This window comes from Thermodesulfobacterium sp. TA1, assembly GCF_008630935.1.
GTDB lineage: Bacteria > Desulfobacterota > Thermodesulfobacteria > Thermodesulfobacteriales > Thermodesulfobacteriaceae > Thermodesulfobacterium.
The window spans coordinates 501443-516250 of record NZ_CP043908.1; the positions used below are offsets into that span (position 1 = coordinate 501443).

16 protein-coding genes are annotated in these 14808 nt (G+C 38.5%); 12 read left to right on the forward strand and 4 right to left on the reverse strand.

Features of this window, described 5'->3' with window-relative positions:
• Positions 1 to 21: 21 nt before the first annotated feature.
• Positions 22 to 2388, reverse strand: coding sequence for an endopeptidase La (lon, locus tag F1847_RS02640; protein WP_150071560.1), 2367 nt, complete (start codon positions 2386 to 2388; stop codon positions 22 to 24).
• Between the two features lie 381 nt (positions 2389 to 2769).
• On the opposite strand from lon, the gene F1847_RS02645 reads away from it, so the two are divergent.
• The 3 genes from F1847_RS02645 (at position 2770) to groL (ending at position 6391) form a co-directional block, all read left to right on the forward strand.
• Positions 2770 to 4317: an AAA family ATPase gene (locus F1847_RS02645; RefSeq protein ID WP_150071561.1), complete on the forward strand. Its 1548-nt coding sequence runs from the start codon at positions 2770 to 2772 to the stop codon at positions 4315 to 4317.
• A gap of 105 nt (positions 4318 to 4422) precedes the next feature.
• On the forward strand, positions 4423 to 4713 hold the full coding sequence (gene groES, locus F1847_RS02650; protein WP_150071562.1) for a co-chaperone GroES: 291 nt from the start codon (positions 4423 to 4425) through the stop codon (positions 4711 to 4713).
• Between the two features lie 61 nt (positions 4714 to 4774).
• Positions 4775 to 6391: a chaperonin GroEL gene (gene groL, locus F1847_RS02655; protein ID WP_150071563.1), complete on the forward strand. Its 1617-nt coding sequence runs from the start codon at positions 4775 to 4777 to the stop codon at positions 6389 to 6391.
• Between the two features lie 47 nt (positions 6392 to 6438).
• On the opposite strand, the gene F1847_RS02660 is transcribed toward groL, so the two are convergent.
• Positions 6439 to 6642, reverse strand: coding sequence for a rubredoxin (locus tag F1847_RS02660; RefSeq protein WP_150071564.1), 204 nt, complete (start codon positions 6640 to 6642; stop codon positions 6439 to 6441).
• Positions 6643 to 6942: 300 nt separating this feature from the next.
• Between F1847_RS02660 and purD the strand changes: the two genes are divergently transcribed.
• Complete coding sequence (purD, locus tag F1847_RS02665) at positions 6943 to 8223, forward strand: phosphoribosylamine--glycine ligase (RefSeq protein WP_150071565.1); 1281 nt, start codon at positions 6943 to 6945, stop codon at positions 8221 to 8223.
• A 4-nt stretch (positions 8224 to 8227) separates the two neighbouring features.
• Here purD and purE read toward each other — a convergent pair whose 3' ends face one another.
• Positions 8228 to 8734, reverse strand: a complete 507-nt coding sequence (gene purE, locus F1847_RS02670; protein WP_150071566.1) for a 5-(carboxyamino)imidazole ribonucleotide mutase — start codon at positions 8732 to 8734, stop codon at positions 8228 to 8230.
• A gap of 26 nt (positions 8735 to 8760) precedes the next feature.
• Complete coding sequence (locus tag F1847_RS02675) at positions 8761 to 9018, reverse strand: hypothetical protein (RefSeq protein ID WP_150071130.1); 258 nt, start codon at positions 9016 to 9018, stop codon at positions 8761 to 8763.
• On the opposite strand from F1847_RS02675, the gene F1847_RS02680 reads away from it, so the two are divergent.
• The 8 genes from F1847_RS02680 to rpsB all read left to right on the forward strand — a co-directional run bounded on the left by F1847_RS02680 (position 8974) and on the right by rpsB (position 14808).
• Complete coding sequence (locus tag F1847_RS02680) at positions 8974 to 10173, forward strand: IS110 family transposase (RefSeq protein WP_150071129.1); 1200 nt, start codon at positions 8974 to 8976, stop codon at positions 10171 to 10173. The genes F1847_RS02675 and F1847_RS02680 overlap by 45 nt on opposite strands.
• A gap of 204 nt (positions 10174 to 10377) precedes the next feature.
• The gene (locus F1847_RS09445; RefSeq protein WP_150071567.1) at positions 10378 to 10725 is read left to right on the forward strand and encodes a prepilin-type N-terminal cleavage/methylation domain-containing protein; all 348 of its coding nucleotides are present in this window, start codon (positions 10378 to 10380) and stop codon (positions 10723 to 10725) included.
• Positions 10726 to 10766: 41 nt separating this feature from the next.
• Positions 10767 to 11111, forward strand: coding sequence for a prepilin-type N-terminal cleavage/methylation domain-containing protein (locus F1847_RS02690; protein ID WP_150071568.1), 345 nt, complete (start codon positions 10767 to 10769; stop codon positions 11109 to 11111).
• A 105-nt stretch (positions 11112 to 11216) separates the two neighbouring features.
• Positions 11217 to 12170 (forward strand): radical SAM protein, encoded by a 954-nt coding sequence (locus tag F1847_RS02695; RefSeq protein ID WP_150071569.1) that lies wholly within the window; start codon positions 11217 to 11219, stop codon positions 12168 to 12170.
• Between the two features lie 6 nt (positions 12171 to 12176).
• Positions 12177 to 12716, forward strand: a complete 540-nt coding sequence (gene scpB, locus F1847_RS02700; RefSeq protein WP_150071570.1) for an SMC-Scp complex subunit ScpB — start codon at positions 12177 to 12179, stop codon at positions 12714 to 12716.
• 4 nt (positions 12717 to 12720) lie between these two features.
• On the forward strand, positions 12721 to 13176 hold the full coding sequence (locus F1847_RS02705; RefSeq protein WP_150071571.1) for a hypothetical protein: 456 nt from the start codon (positions 12721 to 12723) through the stop codon (positions 13174 to 13176).
• Positions 13173 to 13799 carry an imidazole glycerol phosphate synthase subunit HisH gene (gene hisH, locus F1847_RS02710; RefSeq protein ID WP_150071572.1) on the forward strand — a complete coding sequence of 209 codons (627 nt, stop codon included), beginning with the start codon at positions 13173 to 13175 and terminating at the stop codon, positions 13797 to 13799. Before F1847_RS02705 ends, hisH begins: the two co-directional genes overlap by 4 nt.
• 166 nt (positions 13800 to 13965) lie before the next feature.
• Positions 13966 to 14808, forward strand: coding sequence for a 30S ribosomal protein S2 (gene rpsB, locus F1847_RS02715; protein WP_150071573.1), 843 nt, complete (start codon positions 13966 to 13968; stop codon positions 14806 to 14808).

Here is a 14808-nt window from a genome sequence, read left to right on the forward strand (position 1 = left end):
AAAAAAATAAAGACTTTGTCATTAATTTTTGATAACCAATTTTATAACCTCATCTAAACAAGACACCGGGATAAAGTTGATTTTTTCCCTTAGTTCTTTAGGAATATCTTCTAAGTCTTTTAGATTTTTGGTAGGGATAAGAACGTTTTTAATCCCTTTTCTTAAGGCAGCAAGGCTTTTTTCTTTTATCCCACCTACAGGAAGGACTTTACCTCTAAGGGTTACTTCTCCGGTCATCGCATAGTCCTTAGATATAGGTTTTTGGGTAAGGGCAGAAACCATCGCTACAGCTATGGTGATGCCTGCGCTTGGGCCATCCTTAGGTATGGCTCCAGAGGGAACATGCACATGAATGTCATATTTGGAATAAAATTTGGAGTCAATCCCTAACTCTTTATGTTTAGAACGAATGTAAGACAAGGCTGCTTGGGCGCTTTCTTTCATAACCTCTCCTAAGTGACCCGTAAGGATTAAGTTGCCCTTTCCAGGCATAACCACCGCTTCTACATAAAGAACCTCTCCTCCATTAGGGGTCCAAGCAAGGCCCGTAGCCACTCCTACTTCGTCTTCCTCTTGCTTGAGTTCCTCTATGTATTCAGGAGGGCCTAAAAATTCCACCAAATTATCTTCGGTTATCTCAAAAGGTCCTTTTTCTTTTTCTGCTAGTTTTCTAGCAATCTTCCTACAGATAGCTGCCAGTTTTCTCTCTAATTCGCGAACCCCAGATTCATAAGTATATTCTTCTATAATCTTAAGAATTACTTCATCGGAAATTTTAAGCATGTTTTTCTTAAGTCCATGTTCTTTTAAAAGCTTGGGTAGGATGTGCTTTTTAGCAATTTCTAATTTTTCCTGATAGGTGTATCCTGAAAGATAGATCACCTCCATTCTGTCTAAAAGCACTCTGGGGATAGGTTCTATCATATTGGCTGTAGCAATAAACAGGACCTTAGAGAGGTCAAAGGGTACGTCTAAATAATGGTCTACAAAGTCTTTATTTTGTTCAGGGTCAAGCACTTCTAAAAGAGCGGCTGCAGGGTCTCCGTGAAAATCACTACATAGTTTATCTATCTCATCAAGCAAAAACAAAGGGTTGTTTACTCCGGCTTGTTTTATCCCCTGAATGATACGGCCTGGTAAAGCCCCTACATAGGTTCTTCTATGACCTCTTATTTCTGCTTCGTCTCTTACTCCTCCTAAGGCTACCCTTACAAATTTCCTTCCTAAGGCTTCAGCAATAGATCTACCAAGGCTGGTTTTACCAACTCCAGGTGGTCCTACAAAACAAAGAATGGCGCCTTTAGCCTTGGGATTGATTTTTTTTACTGCTAAAAATTCTATTATCCTATCTTTAACCTTTTCTAAGTTATAGTGATCTTTGTCTAAGACCTTTTTAACATGCTTAAGGTCTAGATTATCTTTAGTAGATTTGTTCCAGGGTAGGTCTATTAACCAATCTAAGTAATTTCTTATAACAGCCGCCTCCGAGGAGTCAGGATGCATGTATTCTAAACGCTTAAGCTGTTTAAATGCCTCTTTTTCTACTTCCTTAGGCATCTTAGCCTTTTTAATTTTTTTCCTTAACTCTTCCAGCTCGTCTTCGATGTCTTCAAACTCCCCCAATTCCCTTTTGATAGCCCTAAGCTGTTCTCTTAAAAAATATTCCCTTTGAGACCTACCGATTTCTTCTTGAGCCTGAGCCTGTATTTTATTTTGAAGAGTAGTAATCTCTATCTCTTGTAAAAGTATTTCCGAAACTTTTCTCAGTCTTTCTATTCCGTCTAAGGTTTCTAAAAGGTCTTGGGCGGTTTTTATCTTTAGTTTAAGATATACGGTGATTAGGTCTGCCAGTCTTCCTGGTTCTTCTATAGAATTAATGACAGTTGAAATCTCAGGATTTAATATTCCTTTTAATACTAAGAGTTTTTCTATGTTTTCTTTAACCGTGCGAATTAAAGCTTCTACCTCAGGAGTGATGATTTCAGGCTCTTTTTCTTTGCAAGGCTCTATCTTAACCTTAAAACAAGGGTCAATTTCTAAAAATTCTTGTATTTCGCATCTTGAAAGCACCTGAACTACTACTTTAAGACGGTTTTCTGAGAGGTTTAGGGTTTTTAGAATAAGACCGATGGTTCCAATTTTATAAAGATCTTCTGGTTTAGGGTTTTCTATACGTGAGTTTTTTTGAGTAGAAAGAACGACTAGCTTGTCTTTAGCTAAAGCTTCTTCTATAGCCTTTAAGGATTTAGGTCTACCTACAAAAAGAGGAACCACCATCGAAGGAAAAAGCACGATATCCCTTATAGCCATCAAAGGCAATACTTCTGGAACGTCTATGATTTCTCCTTCTGAAACCTCAGCAAAATTGACCTCTAACCCTTCTTTCATATTACTCCCTTTTAATTAAAATTTTTATGCTACTAAATGTAAAACCTTATCCTGATTATTTCAAGAGAAATAGAGGAAAAATATTGCATTAATAAAGAGTTTGCTAAAGGAGCACTTTATCTTGACGCTTGCATTACCCCGCTTTATATGAGGTTAGTCTCCAAAGGACCTTTTCTTTGGTTGGTTGAGCAAAAGGAAGGATCTATTTGTCTTGTTGTTTAGAACAAAGTACGACTTTTTGATATTAAAATAATGCACAATTTTTTTATCAATATAAGCCCAAATATCAAGGTTTAAGCCTTTTCTTAGACAAAAGGAGATGTGTTAAAAAATTACTATTAAAAAACTTGCTAAAAATGAGGTTTTCGTTAAAATAGCCTTATGGAAATAACAGCCTGGGAACGTTTGATAGATTTTAACTCTTTTCCGTTTCAACCTCAAATTTTAAGGATAGTGCAAACTCATATCTCTTATGTTTTTATTACAGACCTTTATGTATATAAAATCAAAAAGCCGGTCAATTTTGGTTTTTTAGACTACACTACCTTAGAGAAAAGAAAATATTTTTGTGAAAGAGAAGTAGTCCTTAACCGTAGGCTTTGTCCTGAAATATATTTAGGGGTAGTTCCTGTAGTAAAAACCTCAGAAGGATATAAGTTTGAGGCTGAGGGTGAGTTGGTAGATTATGCGGTAAAGATGAAAAAACTCCCTGAAGAAGGGATGATGTCTCTTCTTTTAAAAGAAAAAAGTATATCTGACGCTCATATAGACTTAATCGTTTCTGTGCTTGTTCCCTTTTATCAACAAGCAGAAACAGGAGAAAAGGTAAATTCTTATGGAACCATAGAGGTAATAAGTTTTAATACCGAAGAAAATTTTGTGCAAACCAAAGATTTTGTAGGTATAGCCATAGCCAATTACAAATATGACCATATTATCCGGTTTACCCGTGGGTTTTTAGAACAGCAAAAAGACCTTTTTCAGGCAAGGATAGACCAAGGATTTATTAGAGATGGTCATGGGGACCTTTATTCAGCCAACATCTGCTTTGATAATCTTAAAAAGGTTTATATTTTTGATTGTATAGAGTTTAACGAAAGGTTTAGATGCGGAGATGTATGCTCAGACATAGCCTTTTTGGCGATGGACTTAGACTTTCATAAAGAAAGAGCCCTTTCTGATTACTTTATAACTCAATATGTTTCTCAAAGTAAAGACCAAGGTACTAAGGAACTTTTAAACTTTTATAAATGCTATCGGGCTTATGTTAGGGGTAAGGTAGGCTGTTTTACCTATGCCTCAAAAGAAGAGGGAGACCCTGAAAGGAACGAAGTTTTGGAGAAGGCAAGAAGGTATTTTGACCTTGCTTATCATTACGCGGCTGGTATTCCTAAGCTTATAATTTTTATGGGTCTTTCAGGCACTGGGAAAAGCTTTCTTTCCCAAAGGCTTCTTTCTAAACTTCCTGCAGTTTATCTTTCGTCAGACTTAATCAGAAAACGTTTGTTATCTTTAAATGAATCTCAGCACTATTATGCAGAGTTTGAAAAAGGTATTTATGCCCCTGAAATTACTGAGAAGATCTATCAAAAAATGATAGAAATGGCAAAGGAAGAGCTTTCTTATGGTAGAGATGTGATTTTAGATGCAACTTTTAGGGATATAAGGTACAGGAGCTGGTTGTTTGATGGGCTTAAAGGGGTAAAGGCTGAGGTTTTTTGGATATGGTGTACTGCTGAGGACGAAGTGGTTAAACAAAGAATGCTTTTGAGAAAAGAAGACACTTATTCTGACGCTTTGTGGGATATTTATTTAGCGCAAAAGACAAAGTTTGAGCCTCCTACAGAATGTAATCCATTGCTAAAATTAGACACCACTCAACCAGTCGAAACCCTTATGTTTGAGCTCACAAAATTTTTAAAAATTTAGTCTTTCCCCCACTTGTCTTTTAAAATTGAATGATTATTTTTTTTCTCGTGATTTAATCCTTTGAGTTTTTTAAAAATCTAAAATCATTAAGGAGGAGGTGGAAGTATGAAGATTAGGCCGTTACATGATCGTATTTTAGTTCAACGTATTGAAGAAGAACAGAGGACTGAATCTGGTATCATCATTCCTGATACAGCCAAGGAAAAGCCTATTATGGGAAAGGTCATTGCTGTAGGTGATGGCAGGGTATTAGAAAATGGCCAAAAGCAGGCTTTAACCGTTAAAGAAGGAGATAAAATCCTTTTTAGCAAATATGCTGGAACTGAGATCAAAATCAAAGGAGAAGAATATCTTATCATGAGAGAAGATGACGTCTTAGCTATCATCGAAGACTAAAAAGTAAAGAAAAAGATTTTTAAAAAATATATTATTAAAAATACCGAAAGGAGGGGATGTTATGGCTGCAAAAGAAATTATTTATGGGGCTAATACGAGGGACAAAATTTTAAAAGGTGTCAATAAGTTAGCTGATGCTGTAAAAGTTACCCTTGGTCCTAAAGGAAGAAACGTCATTTTAGAAAGGTCTTTTGGTTCTCCTTTGATTACTAAAGACGGTGTAACTGTAGCTAAGGAAATAGAGTTAGAAGATAAATTTGAAAACATGGGCGCTCAGATGGTAAAGGAAGTTGCTTCTAAAACTAACGATGTAGCCGGAGACGGAACCACCACCGCTACTTTACTTGCCCAGGCTATCTTTCAAGAGGGTATCAAGCTTGTAGCTGCCGGTATCAATCCTATGGCTATTAAACGTGGTATCGATAAGGCTGTAGACATCGTGGTAAAAGAACTTGAAAAAATAGCTCAACCTTGCAAATCTCGTCAGGAAATCGCCCAGGTAGCTACGATTTCTGCTAATAATGACTCTGCCATCGGAAATCTTATTGCCGATGCTATGGATAAGGTAGGAAAAGAAGGAGTTATCACGGTAGAAGAGTCTAAAGGACTTGAAACCTACCTTGAAGTAGTTGAGGGTATGCAGTTTGATAGAGGATATATTTCTCCTTATTTTGTGACTGATCCTGAAAAAATGGAATGTGTATTAGAAGACCCATATATTTTAGTTTATGATAAAAAAATCAGCTCTATGAAAGACCTTTTGCCTGTGCTTGAGCAGGTAGCTAGGTCTGGCAAGCCTATTTTAATCATTGCTGAGGATGTAGAAGGCGAGGCTTTGGCTACCTTGGTAGTAAACAAGCTTAGAGGAGTGCTTCAGTGCTGCGCTGTAAAAGCTCCTGGTTTTGGAGAAAGAAGAAAAGCCATGCTTCAAGACATCGCCATTTTAACCGGTGGTACTTTTGTATCAGAAGAACTTGGCATGAAACTTGAAAACGTTCAGCTTAAAGACCTTGGAAGGGCAAGAAGGGTGGTAATAACCAAAGAAAATACTACTATCATCGATGGTGCCGGAAAGAAAGAAGACATCGAGGCCCGTATTAAACAAATCCGTGCCCAGATTGAAGAGACCACCTCTGATTATGACCGTGAAAAACTTCAGGAAAGATTGGCTAAACTTGTGGGTGGTGTAGCGGTGATTTACGTGGGTGCTGCTACTGAGACAGAGATGAAAGAAAAGAAAGCAAGGGTTGAAGACGCCCTTAACGCTACCAAAGCTGCTGTAGAAGAAGGTATAGTTCCTGGTGGTGGCACTGCCTATATTAGGTGCTTACCAGCTTTAGAGGCTGCAAAGTTTGACGGAGATGAGCAGTATGGTATAGAAATCATCAAAAAGGCTTTAGAGGCGCCTTTGCGTCAGATTGCCTTTAACGCTGGATTTGAAGGGTCTATCATCGTAGAAAAGGTAAAAGAAGGAAAAGATAGCTTTGGTTTTGACGCTGCTACTGGAGAATTTAAAGATTTAGTTGCTGCCGGTATTATCGATCCTAAGAAGGTAAGCCGTTGTGCCCTTCAAAATGCCGCCTCTGTGGCTGGGTTATTGCTAACTACTGAAGCTATGGTGGCTGAGAAACCTAAAAAAGAAGAAAAAATGCCTCCTATGCCCGGAGGAGAGTTCTAACCTCTGAGTAAGGTTTAAGCCCCTGAGCTTTTACTCAGGGGCTTTTTTTATTTTTCTTCTACTAACTCTTTTAATCTTTTAAAGTTGTTTTTAACGTTTCCACAGTTAGGACAGGTCCAGGTTTCTGGAAGGGCTTCAAAAGGTGTGTTCGGAGGTATATGATTTAGTTTGTCCCCTTTAGAAGGAAGATAAATGTAACCACAGTTAGGTACCATACATACCCATGCATTTTTTAAATCTTTGCTTATCATAACCTCACCTCACTTTTAAAAGTTTTCTATAATAAATAATTAATCAAAAATAAAAAAACAGTCAATAAAAATTGTTTAAAATGTTGTAAAAAATTTAAAGAAGATTGAAGCCTGTCTGATTTTTTCTATTTTATTAAAAGCCTCTTCATGTTTACACAGGACAGTTAGAGGTTTTCATTTTTTATCCATCTAAGTTTTTAGACAAGGAAATTTCCCTAAAATCTTTATTTTTTTGTTGAAAAATTTCAGAGTTATAATAATTTAATATTAATCAAAAGATTAAGGATTGAGGAGTAGGTTATGAGGATATTGGTCCTTGGTGGTGGAGGTAGAGAACATGCCATCTGTTATGTGCTTAGAAAATCAAAAAGTCTTGAAAAACTTTACTGTATCCCTGGAAACGGAGGGATTGAAGAGATAGCCGAGGTTCCTAAAGGGGTTAAAGCCAACGATTTTTCTGAGCTTTTAGACTTTTGTCGTAAAGGAAACATAGACTTAGTTTTACCAGGTCCTGAAGAGCCCTTGGTAAAAGGGGTAAGAGATTTTATTGAAAAAGAGGGGATTAAGGTTTTTGGTCCTGATGTTTTTGGTGCAAGCCTTGAGGGTAGTAAGGTTTTTGCTAAAGAGATGATGGTTAAGGCTGGGGTTCCTACTGCAAGGTTTGAGGTATTTGACGACCCTGATAAAGCCAAACAATATGTGGAGAAAGTTGGCGCTCCTCTTGTGGTTAAGGCAGACGGACTTTGTGCAGGCAAAGGGGTTTTTGTGTGTGATGCCAAAGAAGAAGCTTTTCAGGCTATAGAAAAGTTAATGGAACAAAAGATCTTTGGAGAAGCAGGCAAAAGGGTGGTAATAGAAGAAAAACTTGAAGGAGAAGAGGCCTCTTATATCGTCCTTACGGACGGAGAACACTTTAAAGCCTTACCTACTTCTCAAGACCATAAAAGGCTTTTAGACGGAGACCAAGGGCCTAACACCGGAGGCATGGGTGCCTATTCTCCTACCCCACTTATTACCCCAGAGCTTAAAACGGAGATAGAAACTCGGGTTATTTCTCCTGTGCTTAAGACCTTGGCTAAGGAAGGTCATCCCTATCTTGGGTTTTTGTATGCAGGATTGATGATCGTAGGCAACACCCCTTATGTGCTTGAGTTTAACTGTCGTTTAGGAGACCCTGAAACCCAGGTTATCCTTCCAAGAGTAGAAAACGATTTTGTTGAACTCTTGACAGCAGCCCTCAAGGGTGAGTTATATAAAATCGACTTAGTTGAAAGTAGGAAGTCTTGCGTATGCGTGGTGATGGCAAGCAAAGGTTATCCAGAAAAATATGAAAAGGGTAAGAAGATAGAGGGGTTAGACGAGGCTAAAAAACTTGAAGATGTGATCATCTTTCATGCAGGCACCACAAAAGAAGGGGATGCCTTTTACACCGCAGGCGGAAGGGTGTTAGGGGTTACTGCCCTTGGAAAAGACATCCCCTCAGCCATAGAACGTGCCTATCAGGCGGTATCCTTAATTAAGTTTGAAGGAGCTCACTACCGGAGAGACATCGGAAAACGTTATTTTAAATATATTTCTTAAAAATTTAGCCTTCTAAATATTTTTTGTACCCTAAGGTCTCAAGTTTTTCAGCCTTTTTAAGCACCTCTTCTTTCATCTTTTGTTTGTAGTCTAATAGCTTTTGTTTTACCTCAGGATATTTTATCCCAAGGATTTGCAGGGCTAAGAGGGCTGCGTTTTTGGCACCGTTTATCGCTACGGTTGCAACCGGGATGCCAGGTGGCATCTGCACTATAGAAAAAAGGGCATCAAGTCCTTCTAAGGCCTTACCTTTAATAGGAACACCTATCACCGGAAGGGTGGTTAAGGAGGCTACCACACCAGGTAGATGGGCTGCCATGCCTGCACCTGCGATGATTACCTCTATCCCTCTTTTTTCTGCGGTGGTAACCCATTCATGAACCTTCTCAGGGGTTCTGTGGGCAGAGGCTATGATTGTTTCAAAGGGTATATCAAATTTTTCTAAAGTCTCTAAAGCGTCTTTCATCACTGCAAGGTCTGAATCACTTCCCATGATAACACCTACCTTCATTTTTATCTCCTCCTGCAATTTTTATGTTAAGGTTTGTTTAACACATTTTGTTTTGTATAATAAAACAAAAGCTTATAAGTTAGAGAGGGACAGGGACTCCATTTTTGGTAGGCCTTTGAGCCTCTTAAGGAGTATGTCCCTCTGTCCCTCAACACCCGATAAGTTGGTTGGGCTACCAAAGCCCCAGCTACTCGGGAGGATGGTGTGAGGGACAAAAATCTTAAAAAGGAGGTAGCATCATGACCCATTACATCGGTGTTGACATTTCTAAAGATAACTTCCACTTCTGCATCCTTAACCATGAAGCTAAAACCCTCTCCTCCGGCAAACTCTCTATGTCTCTTCAAGGCTTCTCTGATTTCTTTAACCTTCTCAAAACCCTCTCTGACCCTATCGTTGTTATGGAATCCTCTGGTAGGTTCCACATCCCCCTTTACTGCTTCCTCGTTGAAAAAGATATCCAAACCTTCATCCTTAACCCTAAAATCGTCCACAGATTCTTTGAATTTATCTCCGCTAACAACCCCTCTAAATACGACACAAAAGATGCCAAAATCCTTGCACTCTTCGCTCTTAATAACCCTGAATTCCTTAAATCCTATCCTGAAAACTCTGAACTCCGTAGTGCTTCTCGTCTTATCCAAAAACTTAAACATGAACTTGCTGAAGCTAAAACTCAAATCAAATACGCCCTCACTGTTCTTTTCCCAGAAGCTGAAAAGCACTTTAATATTTACTCCCACTCCTTCCTTAACATACTCCTTAAATTCCCCTCTGCTAAAACCCTTAAAAAAGCTAAACCAAATGAAATTTCCGAAATTATTAAATCCTCTGTTCCTAAAGGTAAAACCCCTTCCTTTTCTCCCGATGAAGTCATAAACCTTGCTAAAAACTCTATCGGGGTTGACAATCCTTATCTCTCTCAAACTCTTATCATCTACATCGAAAAACTCTTTTTCCTTGAGCCAAGAATAAAAAAGCTTGAAGAGATGCTTGTAGAGAAAATGGATGAAGACCAGCAAGAACAAATTAAGCTCATTTCCTCTATAAAAGGTATTTCCTCTAAACTTGCAAGTCTCTTTTTGGCTGAAATCAGAGACGTAAAAAGATTTTCTAATGCCAAAAAGCTCATAAAGTTTGCGGGCACAGACCCAGTAACAAAACAATCTGGTAAGTATAAAGCTAAGATGAGCATATCTAAGCAAGGGTCGAGCTTTCTCAGAAATGTTCTTTTCCAGATGGCGGTAGGTGTAGTAAAATGGAATTTTTACTTCAGATCCTATTTTATACGTAAGAAGAAAAACTTTGGCAGTTATAAGAAAGCTATGATAGCAGTTGTAAACAAACTTATAAGAGTTATCTATGCAATTTGTAGAAAAAAAACTTTCTTTAATCCTGCTTTTTCTAAGTTCCCTGTTCTGGAGGTCTCTCATGTTTAATTCCTATTTTCTGATAGTTGACTCCTTTTTATAGATTGTAATTAAAATAGCAAAGATTTTAAGAAAAGCAAGAATAAAAGGCAAAGGTTGTTTTTATCCCTATTGCAAGTTGCCTTTCTTTAAAAAATTTTATTAAAGACTTGACTTTTAAGTAAAAAGAGATAATATTTTTTTATAAAAAGTAAAAACAATAGGAGGTGGGTTATGGGTAGAAGTAAAGGTTTTACTTTAGTTGAGCTTTTGATCGTGGTAGCTATCATCGCTATTTTAGCAGCTATTGCCATCCCTCAGTTTACAAAGTACAGGAAAAACGCTGCCATCGCTGCTTGCCAATCTGATTTGAGAAATGCGGTTACCCAATGTGCAGCCTATCTTGCAGAAAATCCTCAGGCAACAAGTTGTCCTCAAGGAAATGCAACAGCTAGTATGGGAACACCTACAATATCTATTGATAACGCTACAGGTTCTATTAGTGCATCTGCCCCCTGTAAAGGGGCTGCTACTGGTGTAACTTGTACGATTTATTCTAACGGAACGGTTAGTTGTCAATAATGGTTTAGTTAAAAATCCTCCCCAAGAGGGGAGGATTTTTTATGTCTAAAGCCTTTACTTTAGTAGAGCTTTTAATAGTCATAGCTATTATAGCCATCCTTGTAGGGATGGCTATAATAGCTTATCATCAATATTTACCAAAAGCTATCAGAGCTTCTCTTCTTTCTGATCTCAGAAACTGTATTAGCGAACTTGTTATCGCTAAGCAAGAAAACCCTAATGCTTCTCTACCTCAGGTGGTAGCCCGATGTCCTAAGTCTAAATATACTCAAAGCCTAACTCTTGAGTCTGTATCTCCTATAAAGCTTACTGCAACCTCTATCTCAGGAGAGGTTTCTTGTAGCTACAACGAGACCTCTGGTGCTATTTCCTGCATCGATATTTAAAGATTGTTTCTCTGTTGTTTGGTCAAAACAAGAGTTTTCCTTAGTTCTCTTTTTAAAAACCTAAACGGTGTTATAATTTTTTAGTAAAAAAATTGAGAGGGTTTGATGGAGGAAAAGGAACCGAGGGAAAAAAAGCGTTTGCTCTTTGGTCCGGTTAGGTCAAGAAGGCTGGATAGGTCTCTTGGTATAGACTTAGTCCCAAGAAAGGTTTGTTCTATGGATTGTCTTTATTGCGAGGTAGGAAAGACCACCTTTCTTACTACTGAAAGGAAGTTTTACTTTACCAAAGAGGAGATAGAAGAGGCTGTTTTCTCTGCTAAAGAAAAACAGGATCTTTTTGATGTTTTTACCATAACCGGAAGTGGAGAGCCTACTTTAAACCTTTATTTTGAAGAGACCCTTTTTTTAGCCAAAAAACACCTTTCAAAGCCTGTGGCAGTGCTTACCAACAGCACTTTTTTACACCTCTCTTCGGTGAGGGAGGCTTTGTGTGAGGCAGACCTTGTTCTTCCCTCTCTTGATTCTGCAAGAGAGGAGACTTTTTTTCTTATAAACCGTCCGGCTAAGGAAGTAAGTTTAGAGAGGATAATAGAAGGCTTAAGGTGTTTAAGAAGAGAGATGAAAGGGGAAATGTGGCTTGAGGTGTTTTTTCTTGCAGGCATAAACGATACCAGAGAGGATTTAGAAGCCTTAAAAAAGGCTATAGAGGAGATAGACCCTCATAGGGTTCAGTTAAACACTGCCGTAAGGCCGGTGGCTTATCAAGGGGTGAAGCCTGTTTCTTATAAGAGGTTGCAGGAAATAGCAACTTTTTTAGGAGAAAAGTCTGAGGTCATAGTTAGTAAAGAAAGGCTTGAAAGAAGGCTTTTAGCCCTTAGTTTAGAAAACTTAGAAAAAGAGATAGTAGCTTACGTAAAAAGAAGACCAGCCCAGCTTGAAGAACTAAGTCAGGCCTTTGGGGTTGAACCAAAGGTTTTGTTGAAGGCTATAGAACATCTTTGTGAAAAAGGCCTTTTACACTTAAAGACCTTAGAGGGGCAAATCTACTACACAGCTTAATAAGGTATGTTTCACGAAAAAAAATTTTATAAAAAAGTGATAGAGGCTGTGCTTTTTGTGGCTGGAAGGTCGGTTAGTCTGAAGGAGTTGTGCCAAGTTTGTGACAACCTACCTAAGGATGATTTGCGGAGCCTTTTAGAGGAGTTAAAGAAGGATTATCAAGAAAGGGGGGTTAGGCTGGTTGAGGTAGCAGAGGGATACAGGTTAGAAACCGCCCCTGAATTAGCAGACTATCTTAAGGCCTTTTTAAAACCTAAAGGTTTTAAATGGACCAAAGCCCTTCTTGAGACCTTAGCGATAATAGCTTATTTTCAGCCGATTACCAGGGCTGAAATTTCTGCCAAAAGAGGAGGGGTGGATGTAGGGGCTTCTATTAGAACGTTACTTGAGAATAACTTTATCAGAGTGGTTGGTAGAAAAGACGTCCCAGGAAGACCTCTTCTTTACGGGACTACTCCCTTTTTTTTAGAGTATTTTGGTTTAAAATCTCTTAAAGACCTTCCGCCTATAGAGGAATTAAAGAGCTTGATAGGAAGGGAAGATTAACCAGATGGTTATAAGGCAAGAGGTTTTACAGGAAGTAGAGTTTATTCTTTATGAGGGAGGGGAAATCCCTGAGGTATGTTTTTGGAATTGTTTTTTTTATCTCACTTCTCCTCCTCCTGAAGGGTTAGGCCTAAGTCTTACCCAAGAAGAGCTTAAAGCCTTAAAAAAATCGGTAATAGAGCGGTATTTAGTTATTATAGAGCGAGACCTTACTGCTGAGTTTATAGCCAAGCCTTTTTATCGGGGCATTTCTCGAGCGGCTGTTAACGTAAGAAGATTGAAAAATTTTATTAAAAATTCTGGATTAGAGGAGGAATTTAAAGATGGAGTTTTAAGAAGAAAGCTAAAAAGGCTTTTAAAAAGGTTTGAAGCTGATTTGAAGAGATTGGGGCTTGGGTTAGAAAAGGTGGCTACCAAAGAGGAACTGCGAGAGTTTAAAAGAGAGGTGGAAAGGTTATGATAGGAATAGTAGATTACAAGGCTGGCAACCTTACCAGTGTAGCCAGAGCTCTTTCTTTTTTTGGGTATAAATGGATTATTTCTCACAAGCCAGAGGAGCTTAAAAAGGCAGAAAGGATTATTTTCCCTGGGGTTGGGGCAGCTAAAAGCGCTATGGATAGTTTAAAAGAGACAGGTTTAGACGAGTTTTTAAAAGAGGCTTTTTTAAGAGGGGTGCCTATTTTAGGGATTTGTCTTGGTACACAGGTGATTTTTGAAGAAAGCGAAGAGGATGGAGGAACAAAAACTTTAGGTATATTAAAGGGTAAGGTAAAGAGGTTTCCTGAACCTCTTGTTTTTGAAGAGGAAAAACTTAAAGTGCCTCATATGGGTTGGAACCAGGTAGTTTGGCAAAAACCTCATCCTGTTTTCCAGGGACTTGACCCAGAATACGAATATTATTTTGTTCACAGCTATTATATAGTGCCAGAAGAAGAAGAGATAATATATGGGATAACCTTTCATGGTATTTATTTCCCCTCGGCCATAGCTTATAAAAATTTAGTAGCTTTACAGTTTCATCCTGAGAAAAGCGGAAAGCCAGGTCTTCAAATCTTAAACCAGTTTTGTCGTTGGAACCCCTAAGTTTTTTTTGTTTAGTTGAAAAAATATAAATCTATGTTTTAATTAGAAAAATGCGTAAAAAAAGCACGTCTAAGGGTTGGGGTGCCCCGTTTTTATGTTAACGGGGTCTTGAGTTTTTCACACCACCTTAGACGGAAGCTAAAACCCCAAAAGGAGGAGTTTAGAGATGGCCCACATTACGATGAAACAGCTGTTAGAAGCAGGTGTCCATTTTGGGCACCAGACCCGTCGTTGGAACCCAAAGATGAAACCTTTTATCTTTGGGGAGAGAAACGGAATCCACATCATCGACCTTCAGCAAACCCTTAAGTATTTTGAGATTGCTTACGAGTTTGTGGTAAACTTGGTAGCTGAAGGGGGAAAGCTTCTTTTTGTAGGGACTAAAAAGCAAGCTCAAGACACCATCAGAGAAGAGGCGGAAAGATGCGGAATGTATTATGTGGATTACCGCTGGCTGGGTGGCACCCTTACTAACTTTAGGACTATAAGGCAGAGTGTAGAAAAATTAAAAAGGATTGAGTCTTGGTTTGAAGACGGAACTATAGAAAGGTTCCCTAAAAAAGAGAGGTTAAGGCTTGAACGTTTGAAAAACAAACTTGACAGGAATTTAAGGGGTATTAAAGAGATGGAAACCCTTCCTCAGGCGTTGTTTGTGGTGGATCCAGTGCATGAGGAGATTGCGGTTAAAGAGGCAAGAAAGTTGGGTATACCTATCGTAGCTATCGTTGATACCAACTGCGACCCAGACTTAATCGACTACATCATCCCTGGTAATGACGACGCTATAAGGGCAGTAAAGCTTATTACCGGAAAAATTGCCGATGCTTGTTTGGAAGGGTTAGAGATTTATAAAGAAAGAGTGACGGCTGAATCGGATAAAGAATTGAGTTTAGAGGAAGAGTTTTTAAAGAAGGATGAAGAGGCTACGGCTGAGGCTATTTTAGAGGAGATCCTTGCCGAAGAAAAGAAAGAAACCGAACTTGAAGATCTTGCTAAAAACATAGACTAA

Coding starts and splice junctions, on each gene's coding strand:
- purE (WP_150071566.1), bottom strand. CDS start 8,734: ATGAAGGTAGGTGTTATCATGGGAAGTGATTCAGACCTTGCAGTGATG.
- F1847_RS09445 (WP_150071567.1), top strand. CDS start 10,378: ATGGGTAGAAGTAAAGGTTTTACTTTAGTTGAGCTTTTGATCGTGGTA.
- rpsB (WP_150071573.1), top strand. CDS start 13,966: ATGGCCCACATTACGATGAAACAGCTGTTAGAAGCAGGTGTCCATTTT.
- F1847_RS02645 (WP_150071561.1), top strand. CDS start 2,770: ATGGAAATAACAGCCTGGGAACGTTTGATAGATTTTAACTCTTTTCCG.
- lon (WP_150071560.1), bottom strand. CDS start 2,388: ATGAAAGAAGGGTTAGAGGTCAATTTTGCTGAGGTTTCAGAAGGAGAA.
- F1847_RS02660 (WP_150071564.1), bottom strand. CDS start 6,642: ATGATAAGCAAAGATTTAAAAAATGCATGGGTATGTATGGTACCTAAC.
- scpB (WP_150071570.1), top strand. CDS start 12,177: ATGTTTCACGAAAAAAAATTTTATAAAAAAGTGATAGAGGCTGTGCTT.
- hisH (WP_150071572.1), top strand. CDS start 13,173: ATGATAGGAATAGTAGATTACAAGGCTGGCAACCTTACCAGTGTAGCC.
- F1847_RS02680 (WP_150071129.1), top strand. CDS start 8,974: ATGACCCATTACATCGGTGTTGACATTTCTAAAGATAACTTCCACTTC.
- F1847_RS02690 (WP_150071568.1), top strand. CDS start 10,767: ATGTCTAAAGCCTTTACTTTAGTAGAGCTTTTAATAGTCATAGCTATT.
- purD (WP_150071565.1), top strand. CDS start 6,943: ATGAGGATATTGGTCCTTGGTGGTGGAGGTAGAGAACATGCCATCTGT.
- groES (WP_150071562.1), top strand. CDS start 4,423: ATGAAGATTAGGCCGTTACATGATCGTATTTTAGTTCAACGTATTGAA.
- groL (WP_150071563.1), top strand. CDS start 4,775: ATGGCTGCAAAAGAAATTATTTATGGGGCTAATACGAGGGACAAAATT.
- F1847_RS02705 (WP_150071571.1), top strand. CDS start 12,721: ATGGTTATAAGGCAAGAGGTTTTACAGGAAGTAGAGTTTATTCTTTAT.
- F1847_RS02695 (WP_150071569.1), top strand. CDS start 11,217: ATGGAGGAAAAGGAACCGAGGGAAAAAAAGCGTTTGCTCTTTGGTCCG.